Origin of the sequence: Bordetella genomosp. 11, assembly GCF_002261215.1 — a bacterium.
In the GTDB taxonomy this organism is placed as follows: Bacteria; Pseudomonadota; Gammaproteobacteria; order Burkholderiales; family Burkholderiaceae_B; genus Bordetella_C.
In genome coordinates this window covers 82012-94522 of record NZ_NEVS01000002.1, presented here as the reverse complement: position 1 = coordinate 94522, position 12511 = coordinate 82012, and the positions used below count along the sequence as shown (strand labels likewise).

The 12511-nt window shown below is 67.9% G+C and carries 11 protein-coding genes; 6 read left to right on the top strand and 5 right to left on the bottom strand.

Features of this window, described 5'->3' with window-relative positions:
- Nucleotides 1–20 precede the first annotated feature (20 nt).
- Entirely contained in the window at nt 21–671 is a 651-nt protein-coding gene (locus CAL28_RS06975) for a VTT domain-containing protein (RefSeq protein WP_094840723.1), read from the bottom strand.
- A 99-nt stretch (nt 672–770) separates the two neighbouring features.
- On the opposite strand from CAL28_RS06975, the gene mutL reads away from it, so the two are divergent.
- Entirely contained in the window at nt 771–2759 is a 1989-nt protein-coding gene (mutL, locus tag CAL28_RS06970) for a DNA mismatch repair endonuclease MutL (RefSeq protein WP_094840722.1), read from the top strand.
- Between the two features lie 72 nt (nt 2760–2831).
- Entirely contained in the window at nt 2832–3821 is a 990-nt protein-coding gene (gene miaA, locus CAL28_RS06965; protein WP_094840721.1) for a tRNA (adenosine(37)-N6)-dimethylallyltransferase MiaA, read from the top strand.
- Between the two features lie 58 nt (nt 3822–3879).
- On the opposite strand, the gene purM is transcribed toward miaA, so the two are convergent.
- Nucleotides 3880–4929, bottom strand: a complete 1050-nt coding sequence (gene purM / locus CAL28_RS06960; RefSeq protein WP_094840720.1) for a phosphoribosylformylglycinamidine cyclo-ligase — start codon at nt 4927–4929, stop codon at nt 3880–3882.
- Nucleotides 4930–5085: 156 nt separating this feature from the next.
- On the opposite strand from purM, the gene hda reads away from it, so the two are divergent.
- The 4 genes from hda to CAL28_RS06940 are packed head-to-tail and all read left to right on the top strand — an operon-like array spanning nt 5086 to nt 8411.
- Entirely contained in the window at nt 5086–5787 is a 702-nt protein-coding gene (hda, locus tag CAL28_RS06955) for a DnaA regulatory inactivator Hda (protein ID WP_094840719.1), read from the top strand.
- Complete coding sequence (locus CAL28_RS06950) at nt 5784–6482, top strand: HAD family hydrolase (protein WP_094840718.1); 699 nt, start codon at nt 5784–5786, stop codon at nt 6480–6482. The genes hda and CAL28_RS06950 overlap by 4 nt, the downstream gene beginning before the upstream one ends.
- Before the next feature lie 5 nt (nt 6483–6487).
- Nucleotides 6488–7858 (top strand): polynucleotide adenylyltransferase PcnB, encoded by a 1371-nt coding sequence (gene pcnB, locus CAL28_RS06945; RefSeq protein ID WP_094840717.1) that lies wholly within the window; start codon nt 6488–6490, stop codon nt 7856–7858.
- A gap of 43 nt (nt 7859–7901) precedes the next feature.
- Nucleotides 7902–8411: a 2-amino-4-hydroxy-6-hydroxymethyldihydropteridine diphosphokinase gene (locus tag CAL28_RS06940; RefSeq protein ID WP_440588368.1), complete on the top strand. Its 510-nt coding sequence runs from the start codon at nt 7902–7904 to the stop codon at nt 8409–8411.
- Nucleotide 8412: 1 nt separating this feature from the next.
- On the opposite strand, the gene CAL28_RS06935 is transcribed toward CAL28_RS06940, so the two are convergent.
- From CAL28_RS06935 to CAL28_RS06925, 3 genes are all read right to left on the bottom strand, one after another.
- The gene (locus CAL28_RS06935) at nt 8413–9756 is read right to left on the bottom strand and encodes an MFS transporter (protein WP_094840715.1); all 1344 of its coding nucleotides are present in this window, start codon (nt 9754–9756) and stop codon (nt 8413–8415) included.
- 291 nt (nt 9757–10047) lie between these two features.
- Complete coding sequence (locus CAL28_RS06930) at nt 10048–11568, bottom strand: fumarate hydratase (RefSeq protein ID WP_094840714.1); 1521 nt, start codon at nt 11566–11568, stop codon at nt 10048–10050.
- Between the two features lie 106 nt (nt 11569–11674).
- A complete protein-coding gene (locus CAL28_RS06925) occupies nt 11675–12442 on the bottom strand; it encodes a crotonase/enoyl-CoA hydratase family protein (RefSeq protein WP_094840713.1) in 768 nt (255 codons plus the stop codon).
- Between the last annotated feature and the right edge of the window lie 69 nt (nt 12443–12511).

Sequence of the window (12511 nt, the reverse complement as noted above, 5' to 3'; positions counted from 1 at the left end):
ACCGCGCCGCCGGCGCGGTATCAACCATGCGTTGTCCCGCCATGGCGGCGCCGGAAGACCTTCCATAGCCCGGCCAGCACCAGCGGCAGGATGGCCGCCCCCAGGCCGATCAGCACGATCAGGTTCAGGCGTTCCTTGACCATCGGGATGTTGCCGAAGAAATAGCCGGCCGTCACCAGGCTGCCCACCCACAGGATCGCGCCGGTGATATTGAACAGCTGGAAGCGTGCCACGCTCATTTCCGCCACGCCGGCCACGAAGGGCGCGAAGGTGCGCACCAGCGGGATGAAGCGCGACAGGATGATGGTCTTGCCGCCATGTTTCTCGTAGAAGGCGTGCGTGCGCATCAGGGCCGTGCGATCCAGGAAGCGCACGTTCATGGAGAACACCCGCGGCCCGATGTAGCGCCCGACGGCATAGTTCAGCGTGTTGCCGGTAATCGCCGCCACGATCAGCAGTACGCCCAGCAGCATGGGATCGATATGGCCGGAGGCCCCGAACGCGCCGGCGATGAACAGCAGGGAATCGCCTGGCAGGAAGGGAAGGACTACGAAGCCCGTTTCTCCGAAAACGATCAGGAACAGCACCAGATAGACCCAGGAGCCGTACTGGGCGACCCAGACTCCAAGAGTCTGGTCGATGTGCAACACCATATTCAGTAAATCGAGCATGCGGGCGGAATCAGGTTAGGAGACGGGGGCGTAGCCCGCGACTATAGCCGACCCGGGACCGGGGCTAAAATCAATCGCAAACCCTAGTCATACCCGCCCATGCCCGATCGCCGCCCCATCGCCGCCCTACCCGACCTTTTGATCAGCCAGATCGCCGCTGGCGAGGTCATCGAACGCCCCGCGTCCGTCCTGAAGGAGCTGCTGGAGAACGCGATCGACGCCGGCGCCAGGGCCATCGAAGTCAGGTTGGAAGGCGGGGGCATCCGCCGCATCGCCGTCACGGATGACGGCGGCGGCATCCCCCCGGCGGAGCTGCCACTGGCGCTGCGCCGTCATGCGACCAGCAAGATCGCCACGCTCGATGAACTGGAAGCGGTGGCGTCCATGGGGTTTCGCGGCGAAGCGCTGGCATCCATTGCATCGGTGGCGCAGGTAACGCTGATTTCGCGCACGCGCGAAGATGCGCATGCGTCGCAGATCGACGCCAACAGCGGGGAAATCGCGCCGGCCTCCGGGCCACCCGGCACCACCGTCGACGTGCGGCAGCTGTTCGACGCCGTGCCGGCGCGCCGCAAGTTCCTGCGGGCCGAGGCAACGGAGTTCGGCCATTGCCTGGATGCCATGGAACGCATCGCCCTGGCGAACCCGGGCGTCGCCTTCCGCCTTTTTCATCACGACCGCGCGCATCGGCAATGGCTGCCCGCGGACGCGCCGCAACGCATCCGCGACGTTTTGGGCGCGGAGTTCGCCGACCAGGGGGTCCTGATCGATCGGGCGGTCGGGCCCGTCGTGCTTACCGGCATGGTCACGCGGCCCACGGCCGCGCGGGCGCGCGCCGATCGCCAGTACCTGTACGTGAACGGACGTTTCGTGCGCGATCGTACGGTCAGCCACGCATTGCGCAGCGCATATGCGGACGTCCTGCACGGCGATCGCCAGCCGGCCTATGTGCTGTTCCTGGATATCGACCCCGCGGCGGTGGATGTGAACGTGCATCCGGCCAAGCACGAGGTACGTTTCCGCGATAGCGGCGCGGTGCATCGCTTCGTGTCCCAGGCAGTCTCGGATGCCCTGGCGCAGACCGGCGGCAGCAGTGTGGCCGAAGGGCGGGACACCATGGCGGCAGGCGCGGATACGGCCATGCAGCGGGATACCGCGCTGCCCTCCGGCGCCGCGGCGCCGTACCGGCCATACACCGGGGGAGCCGGCGGCGCGCCGTCCGCGGCGTATCGCGCCCCCAATCCCGCATTCCCGGCCGCCAGGCCCCATACCCAGGTGCCTTTCCGGCTGCATGGCGCGCCGGCGGCCGGGACGGCCGACTGGCAAAGCCTCTATCGTCCGCTGGAAGACAGTACCGGCGATGGCGCGCGGGCAGGCGCGGCAGACACGGCGTCCACGGCTGTCGTGGACTATGCCTCGGCCATGACGGACGGCGCGGCCGTGCCGTCTGCCCTGCCCTTGCGCGAACCGGGTCCCGGCAATGCCGCGCTCCCCGCCGACGAGGAACACCCGCTGGGCATGGCGCTGGCCCAGCTGCACGGCATCTACATCCTGGCGCAGAACAAGCGCGGGCTGGTGCTGGTCGATATGCACGCCGCCCATGAACGCGTCGTCTATGAGCAGCTGAAGACCGCCCTCGACGCGCGTACCATGCCGCGCCAGGACCTGCTTGTGCCGGTAGTATTCAATGCGCAGGAAAAGGACGTGGCCCTGGTCGAGGAGTGCGAGGACCAACTGGAAGAACTGGGATTCCGCATGCGGCCCGCGGGGCCGGCATCCATCGCGGTGCGTTCCGTGCCCGCGCTGCTGGCGCGGGGCGATGTCGAATCCTTGGCACGCGCGATGTTGCGAGACCTGGCGACCGTCGGCGTATCGCGCCTGCTGACCGAACAGCGCAACGAACTGCTGGCGACCATGGCCTGCCACGGCTCCGTGCGCGCCAACCGGCGCCTGACCATCGAGGAAATGAACGCCCTGCTGCGCCACATGGAAGCCACCGAACGTGCCGACCAATGCAATCACGGCCGTCCGACGTGGGTGCAATGGTCCCTGTCCGACCTGGACCGGCTGTTCCTGCGTGGCCAGTAGCCGAGCCGCGCTCATGAATATCGACCGCCCGCGCGGCGACACCGCGCGCACCGCGGCCCTTCGCATCACGACATGACGCCCCGCCCCATTCTTTGCCTGACCGGACCGACCGCCGCCGGCAAAAGCGCCGCCTCGCTGGCGGTGGCCCGACGCTGGCCGCTGGAGATCGTCAATGTCGACTCCGCGACGATCTATCGCGGCATGGATATCGGCACCGCGAAACCGGACGAGCACGAACGCGCGCGGGTCCCGCAGCACCTGCTGGATATCCGCGACCCGGCGCAATCCTATTCGGCCGCGGAGTTCCGCGCCGACGCGCTGCGATTGATCGGCGACATCCATGCGCGCGGCCGCATACCCCTGCTGGCCGGCGGCACCATGCTCTACTTCAAGGCCTTGCGCGAGGGATTGGACGATCTGCCTTCCGCGGATCCGGCCCTGCGGGCCTCGCTGGATGCCCGCGCCAGGGAGATCGGCTGGCCGGCCATGCGCGAGGAGCTGGCACGCCTGGATCCCGCGACCGCGGCACGGCTGACGCCCAACGACAGCCAACGCATCCAGCGGGCCCTGGAAGTCTGCATCGTCAGCGGCCGCCCCATGTCCGAACTGCTGAAGCGCGCGTCCGACTCGCGCGCGAATGCGCCGGTGGGCGGCAGCGGCGGCGAAGCGGACACGTACCGCTACATCACCATCAGCCTGGAGCCCTCGGACCGTGCGGCCCTGCACGCGCGCATCGCGGCGCGCTTCGACCAAATGCTGGACCGGGGCCTGGTGGACGAAGTACGGGCCCTGCGCGCGCGCGGCGATCTGCACAGCGGCCTGCCCTCGGTGCGCTGCGTCGGCTATCGGCAGATATGGTCATACCTGGATGGCGAGGTCGACCTGGACGCGGCGCGCGCCAACGGCATCGCGGCGACGCGCCAATTGGCCAAACGGCAGTTGACCTGGCTGCGCGCGCAGCCGGGACGCATCATCGTCGATTGCCTGGCCGGGGATGCCCCCGAACGTGTCGAGGCCGCCTGTGCGGATGTAATGGAAGGCCGCATCGACCGTCCGGACTGAAAAGACATCCGCCCGGCCGTCGCTTCCACCTGCCCCGATTGCGCGCCGTACCGCCCGCTTATCGCACCACGGTCTGCGGGGCGTCGCCCTGCCGGGCGACGATCTCGCCGATGCGCGTCGCGGTTTCGCCGTGTTCGCGCAGGGTTGCCACGACGGCATCCGCCTGGCTGGCATCCACGACGATGACCATCCCGATACCGCAATTGAACACGCGGTGCATTTCCGCGTCTGCCACGCCGCCTTGCTGCTGCAGCCAGCTGAACAATGCCGGCATCTGCCAGGCGTCGCGATGCAGCGTCGCGGCGACGTCGTCCTGCAGGATGCGGGGGACGTTTTCCACCAGGCCGCCGCCGGTAATGTGGGCCAGGCCCTTGATGGCCGTGCCGTGGCGCGCCATGGCGGCCAGCACCGGCTTGACGTAGATGCGGGTAGGCGCCATCACCGCGTCGACCAGCGGCTGGCCATGGAAGTCCTGGTCAGGCCGCGCGCCGGCGCGATCCAGGATCTTGCGGACCAGGGAATAGCCGTTGGAATGCGCGCCGCTGGATGCCAGGCCCAGGATGGCGTCGCCCGGACGGATCGATTTGCCGTCGATGATGGCCGATTTTTCGACCGCGCCGACCGCGAAGCCGGCCAGGTCATATTCGCCATCGGGGTACATTCCCGGCATCTCGGCGGTTTCGCCGCCGATCAGCGCGCAGCCGGCCAGTTCGCAGCCGCGGGCGACGCCGCCGACCACGGCCGCGGCCGTATCCACCGACAACTTGCCGCAGGCGAAGTAATCGAGGAAAAAGAGGGGTTCGGCGCCCTGGACCAGGATATCGTTGACGCTCATGGCCACCAGGTCGATGCCCACGGTATCGTGCCGGTTCCACTGGAAGGCCAGCTTCAGCTTGGTGCCGACGCCGTCCGTGCCGGACACCAGGACGGGTTCGCGGTATTTCCCCGGGACTTCGAACAGCGCGCCGAAGCCGCCGATGCCGGCCAGCACGCCGGGCCGCATGGTGCGGGCCGCCAGCGGCTTGATGCGGTCGACCAGGGCGTCGCCCGCATCGATATCGACACCTGCGTCGCGGTAGGTCAACGGGGCGGAAGGTTGATTTGTCATGAGGAAAACCGTGGGGTATGTAAAAATTGCGGGATTTTTTCGAGTCAGCTTTCCGGATTTTACGATGAGCCCACCATTTCTTCGCCGGCAGGCGCCGGGACGGCCCTTCCGACGCGCCGCGCCCCGTGCCCGCGACGGCGGGGCCGCCTTGTCCAAATGAATCGCCAGCTGCTGCTAGACGTCCTTCCCGAGCCGGCGCCTTCGCTCGGAAACTACATCGCCGGTCCGAATGGACAGGCGCTGGACGCGGCGCGCCGCCTGTCCCCGGGCGGGGCGCTGTACCTATGGGGCCCGGCCGGCTGCGGACGCAGCCACCTGCTGCGTGCCATCGCCGGCGTGCCCGGCGGCCGTTATATCGGCGCCCGGGACGCTGCGGCGGAGCTGGCCAGGCTGGCGCAGGCCGGTCCCGGCGACCCCATGCCGGCCATCGTGGCCGTCGACGACCTGCACCGCATGGACGACGCCGGACAGGCCGCGCTGTTTGCCTTGTACAATCGCTGGCGCGAGTCGGCGGCAACCCAGCATGCTTTCGCCCTGGCCGTCGCGGGCGACCGGGCGCCACTGGCCATGCCGCTGCGCGAGGACCTTCGCACCCGGCTCGGGTGGGACCTGGTATTCCGCCTGGATCCGCTTTCCGATGCCGACAAACTGGCGGCGCTGTCCGCGCAGGCCGCCGAACGCGGCCTGCAGCTGGCGCCGGAAGTCATCAACTGGATGCTTACCCATTACGAGCGCGACATGCGCCGCCTGGCCGCGCTGCTGGACGCCCTGGACCGCTATTCGCTGGCGACGCGCCGGCCCCTGACCATACCGCTGCTGCGCGCAATGCTGGCGGATCCGGATACCCCTACCTCATGACTGCTGTACGCCTGGCCCTCTTCGATCTCGATCACACGCTGCTGCCCCTGGATAGCGATTACCAGTGGGCGGACTTCCTGGCCCGCACCGGCCGCGCCGGCGACCCGGACGAAGCGCGGGCGCGCAACGAAGACCTGATGGTGCGCTATAACCGCGGCGAGCTGACGGCGGAGCAATCGGCGGAGTTCATGCTGGGGCTGCTGGCCGCGCATACGCCGTTCGAGCTGGCCCTGTGGCACGAGCAGTACATGGCCGAGGTCATCCGGCCGGCCATCGAGCACACGGCCACGCGGCTGGTGCAGCAACACCTCGAAAACGGCGACCTGTGCGCGGTGGTCACCGCGACCAACCATTTCGTCACCGCGCCGATCAGCCGCGCCTTCGGCGTGCCGCACCTGATCGCCACCGTACCCGAATACATCGCCGGCCGCTATACGGGCCGCATCGCGGGCACGCCCAGCTTCAAGGAAGGCAAGGTGGTACGGGTAAACGATTGGCTGGCCGGCATGGGGCTGACCCTTGCGGATTTCTCCGAAACGTTTTTTTATAGCGACTCGATCAACGACGTGCCGCTGCTCGAAGCGGTCACCCGGCCGGTGGCGACCAATCCCAGTCCCGCGCTGCGCGAGCTTGCGCAGGCGAACGGATGGCAGGTGCTGGATCTGTTTGCCCACATGGAAGATGCGAAGTCCTGAATTCGATGATCACGGAAACCATAAAAAAATTCGTCGCCCGTCTCTTCCCGGGGCGTGGCCCGCTGCGCATCCCGAAAGAGCGCCATGGCATTGACCGCCGCAATGTATCGCGGCATGCCATCAAGGTGTGCGAAGTCCTGCGGCAGGCCGGCTACGAGGCCTACATCGTCGGCGGCGCGGTACGCGACCTGATCGTCGGCATCGAGCCCAAGGATTTCGACGTCGCCACCAACGCCACCCCGGAAGAAATCCGTCCGCTGTTCCGGCGCGCCCGCATCATCGGGCGCCGCTTCCAGCTGGTGCATGTGGTCTTCGGCCAGGAGATCATCGAGACCTCGACCTTCCGCGCGCTGGCCACGGAAGATACGGAAACCGACGAACACGGCCGCATCCTGCGCGACAACGTCTTCGGCAGCCAGGAGGAAGACGCGGCACGACGCGACTTCACGCTGAATGCCCTGTACTACGACCCCCTGACGGAAGTCGTCATCGACTACCACAACGGTGTCGCGGACCTGAAGAAACGGGTCGTGCGGATGATCGGCGATCCCGCCAAGCGCTATCGGGAAGATCCGGTACGCATGCTGCGCGCGGTGCGCTTCGCCGCCAAGCTGAACGGCGTTATCGACGACCAGACGCGCGCGCCCATCCAGTCCATGTCCAGCCTGATCGAGAACGTTCCGGCATCGCGGCTGTTCGACGAAATGCTGAAGCTGCTGACCTGCGGCCATGCCATGGACTGCCTGCGGCAGTTGCGCGCCCAGGGCCTGCATCACGGTGTGCTGCCCCTGCTGGATGTAGTGCTTGAACAGCCGCAGGGCGAGCAGTTCGTCGAACTCGCGCTGGAACGCACGGACGCCCGCGTGCGCGCCGGCAAGACCATCAGTCCGAGCTTCCTCTTCGCCGCGCTGCTTTGGCAGCAGGTGGAAGTCCGATGGCGCGACTTGTGCAAGCAAGGCGAGCTGCCGATTCCCGCGCTGCTGCAGGCGGCGGATTCCGTACTCGACGAACAGACCGAAAAGCTGGCCATCCAGCGCCGCTTCTCGGCCGATATGCGCGAGATCTGGTTCATGCAGCCGCGCTTCGAGCGCCGCGTGGGCAAGACCATCTACCGCATGCTGGAGCAGCCGCGCTTCCGCGCCGCCTGCGATTTCCTGCAACTGCGCGCCGCGGCCGGCGAATTCGACAGCGTACTGGCGCAGTGGTGGATGGACCTGGCCAATGGCGACGACGCCACGCGCGCCCAAATGATCGACGAAGCATCGCGCGCGCCGCGCGCCAAGGGCGAGGACGCCGCCCCGCAGCGCCGCCGGCGCACGCGCCGGCGCAGCGGTGGCGCCGGCCAGGCCATGGCCGCGCACGGCCACGACGAGTAAGCCGATGGCGGTGTCCGGATCCGACGCCGAACAACGCGCGCCATTGGCCGGCCACGCGCCAGGCGCCACCGCCTACGTCGGCCTGGGGTCCAACCTGGGGGACAGCATCGCTTCCCTGCGCCAGGCCCTGGACGAACTGGCCGCGACGCCGGGTATCGAGGATTGCGTCGCATCGCCTTTCTATCGGTCGGCGCCGGTCGACGCAAGCGGCCCCGACTTCGTCAACGCGGTCGCCCGGTTGCGGACCACCCTGGGGCCGCTGGACCTGCTGGATGTCCTGCAGGGCATCGAACATCGGCATGGACGCGAACGCCCCTATCGGAATGCCCCGCGCACGCTGGACCTGGACCTGCTGATCCACGGCGACGTCCGGCTGGAAACGCAGCGGCTGACGCTGCCCCATCCGCGCATGCACGAACGCGCCTTCGTGCTGCTGCCTTTGCGCGATCTCGCGCCGGCGATGATGCTGGGCGAAAACACCCTGGATACATGGCTGGCCCGGTGCGGCGACCAGGCCATCCAACGCATGCCCGACCAGCCAGGCGAACGTTGACCTAGCGTCTGGCCAGCGGCAGGGAAGCGCCCGAGGCGGCCGTATCGCCGCCGCCCCGCCCCGCCAGCAACACAGCCGCCGCGGCGATCTGAACCGCCATCGCGGCGGCGAACAATCGCCATCCGTGTCCGCCATCCAACGACGGGCCAGGCTGTCCGGCGTACAACAGCATCCCGAAAACCGCCGGCGCGAAGGCATAAGCGGCTTGGGCGATCGCCACGATCAGGCCCACTACCCTCGAGACATCGGCCTCTGCAAAATCGGCTTGCGCGATGGCGGGCGGCAGCGACGTGGCGTTGCCGATGCCGGCGCCGAACAGCGCGACTCCCAGGACGATGAGCCACACCTGCCCACCCCACGCGCCCCACAGGATGGCTGCGCCCAATGCCTGTACCGCATAGCTTGCCGCCGCCACACGGCGACGGTCGCTCATCCGTAAAGTCCCTGGTGCGGACGGGACGCCGCGGGGCGAGACCATCCGTACCGCCAGCGAACGCCCCACGATGGCGCACGCGGTACAGCCGCCCATCAGAATCCCCGCGGCCTGCGCGCCCAGGATGGGGGCAAGCTGGGTGAAAAGGTGGGCCAGCAAGCCGATCTGCGCGAATAAGCCCAACGCCATGGCGCCCGCCAGGGTCAGGAAGGCCCGGTCGCGCCATAGCGCTTTGCGCGGCGACTCTCCATGCGGGCACCGATGGCGCGCCGGTCCCGCGGGCGCGGCGATGCCGCCGTCCGGCCGCTGCCCAAGACTTTCTGGGGTACGCGAGAACACCGAGCGGCTCATCGCCGCGACGACGAGGAACATCGCCACACCCACGCCTGCCGCCGCCGCCGGAAACCCCCAGGCATGGATCAGGGCCACCCATAGCGGCGAAAAAATCACCCCGCCCACGCTGGCGCCGTTGTACGCGCTGGCCAGCGCCCCCGGGCGGCCGGCCACATACCAACGCGCGATGATGGCATTGACGGCCACGGCGCCCATCGCCACCCAACCCGCCCCGCTGAGCAGGGCGGCGGCGAACAATTGCCAGCTTTGCCACGCCGTCGCCCAGCCGAACACCCCGATGCCGGTCATCAGCGCGCCGGCCGCGGTCGTCGACGCCAGTCCAAGGCGAGCATGCAGGCGCGGCAAGTTCGCGGCCACCAGCGCGCCCACCAGGAAATGCAAGGTGACCGCCGTCGAGATCAAGGCCAGCGGCCAGCCTGTCCGGGCCGCTACCTCGGCCAGATAGACGGGCGGCCCGTAGAAGCCCGTTCCCCAGCCGAAAACCGCCAAGACGAAGGCACACCGTACCACCCGTGTGCCGAGGAACCGCGAAGGCCGCGGCGCGGATTCGATATGCATGCGAGACGCTCCAATCAGCCTTAAGGCGCCACGACAGCCGCGGCAGCCGCGGCTGCCGGCACATTCTGAATCGGATCGGCGCGCCGATGCTACGGCGCCTGCCGTAGCGTGCGCGTGGCCGCAAAAGCGAAACGCCCCGAACGCTGGATCCATCTCCAACATTCGGGGCGCGCGACTTCGGAACGAACGGTACGCATAAGCGCCGGGCCTCTCCCGCCGACCGCCGAGGCCATCGCGGAACCGGCGGCTGCGACGCCCAGCCATGGCCGGGCGTCGCGGCTTACGGGCGCATCAGACCACGGCGACCGGGATCTTGCCGATCCTGGCCTGCCATTCGCGCGGGCCGGTGGTGTGCACGGAGGTTCCCTGCGCATCCACGGCCACGGTGACAGGCATGTCCTTGACGTCGAACTCGTAGATCGCTTCCATGCCCAGGTCCTCGAAGGCCAGCACCTTGGCGGCGCGGATGGCCTTGGAAACCAGGTAGGCCGCGCCGCCCACCGCCATCAGGTAAGCGGATTGATGCTTGCGGATGGCCTCGATGGCGACCGGGCCGCGCTCGGACTTGCCGATCATGGCGATCAGGCCGGTCTTGTCCAGCATCATGTCGGTGAACTTGTCCATGCGCGTGGACGTGGTCGGGCCTGCCGGCCCCACTACCTCGTCGCGTACGGGGTCGACCGGGCCGACGTAGTAAATGACCCGGTTGCGGAAGTCCACCGGCAACGGCTCGCCCTTGGCCAGCATGTCCTGGATGCGCTTGTGCGCGGCATCCCGGCCGGTCAGCATCTTGCCCGACAGCAGCAGCGTCTGCCCCGGCTTCCAGCTGGCCACTTCTTCCTTGGTCAGCGTATCCAGGTTGACCTGTTTGGACTTGTTGTAGTCCGGCGCCCAGCGCACTTCGGGCCACTCGGACAGCGAGGGCGGCGCCAGGTGCGCGGGGCCGCTGCCGTCCAATTCGAAATGCGCGTGGCGGGTGGCCGCGCAGTTGGGAATCATCGCCACGGGCAGCGAGGCGGCATGCGTGGGGAAGGTGGCGATCTTGATATCCAGCACCGTGGTCAGCCCGCCCAGGCCCTGCGCGCCGATACCCAGCGCATTGACCTTTTCATAGAGCTCGATGCGCAGTTCCTCCAGCTTGTTCTGCGGGCCGCGCTGCAGCAGTTCGTACATGTCGATATCGTCCATGAGCGACTGCTTGGCCATCAGCATGGCTTTTTCGGCCGTGCCGCCGACGCCAATGCCCAGCATGCCGGGCGGACACCAGCCGGCGCCCATGGTGGGCACCGTCTTCAGCACCCAGTCCACCAGCGAATCGCTCGGGTTCAGCATGGCGAACTTGGATTTGTTCTCCGAACCGCCGCCCTTGGACGCCAATTGCACGTCGACCTTGTCGCCCGGGACCAGCTCGACATTCACGATACAGGGCGTGTTGTCCTTGGTATTGCGGCGGGCGAACAGCGGATCGGCCAGCACGGAGGCGCGCAGGGGATTGTCGGCGTTCGTGTAACCGCGCCGCACGCCTTCATCGCACAACTCCTGCAGGCTGCGCGACGTCTCGAAGCGCACGTTCATGCCGACTTTCAGGAAAACGTTGACGATGCCGGTGTCCTGGCACAGCGGCCGCTTGCCTTCGGCGCACATGCGCGAGTTGGTCAGGATCTGCGCGATGGCGTCGCGCGCCGCCGGGCTTTCCTCGCGCTCGTAGGCGCGCGCCAGGTGGCGGATGTAGTCCACAGGGTGGTAATAGCTGATGAACTGGATGCCATCCGCGATGGACTGGATGAAGTCTTCTTCCTTGATGAGGGTCATGACGTACGGTAGCGGTAAAGGGGGTGGGCGGTGGCGGCCGGCGGGACCGCGGCCGGAAGTATAGGACGGCGTGCCGCCTTTGTCGGCGCGGCACGCCGGATGGGGTTCACTTTCCTTGCCAGACGGGCTTGCGCTTTTCCTTGAAGGCGGTCGAGCCTTCCTTGGCGTCGGCCGAGGTGAAGATGTGCGCGATCAGGGGCCGCTGGCGGTCGAACATGCCGGCCTGGTCCCAATCCACGGCCTGGGACACGATGCTCTTGGCGGTCTGCACCGCCAGCGGGGCGTTCTCGACGATGGCGCGCGCCAGCGCGGTGGCCTCGGCCAGCGCCTGGCCGGGCTCCGACAGGCGATTGACCAGGCCGTAGGAATGGGCACGCTCGGCACTGAGCATGTCGCCGGTAAGGATGACCTCCATGGCGATGTGATAAGGCAGGCGACGCGGCAGGCGCAGCATGCCGCCGGACCCCGCCACCAGCCCCCGCTTGACTTCGGGCAGCCCGAAACTTGCGTTGCGGGCGGCGACGATCAGGTCGCAGGCCAGCGCGATCTCGAAACCGCCAGCCAAGGCGTAGCCTTCGACGGCGGCGATCAGCGGCTTCTTCGGCGGCGCCTCGTTCAGCCCGGCGAAGCCGCGTCCGGGGATCAGGGGGCGTTCGCCGCTCTGCGCGAAGGCCTTCAAATCCATACCGGAGGAAAACGTCTGGTTGGCGCCGGTCAGGATGCCGATGCGCGCGGCCGGGTTATTGTCGAGCTCGTCCAGCGCCGCGGCCATGGCCTGCGCGGTTTCCAGGTTGATGGCATTGCGGGCGTCGGGACGGTTGATGGTGATGGTTTGAATACCGTCGACCAGTTCAACCTTGATCAGATCGGCCATGGCGTAGTTCTCCTTCCTAGGGGCGGCGCGGGCGGTCTGGGCCGGCTGGCCGCGGAAATGGAATGATAC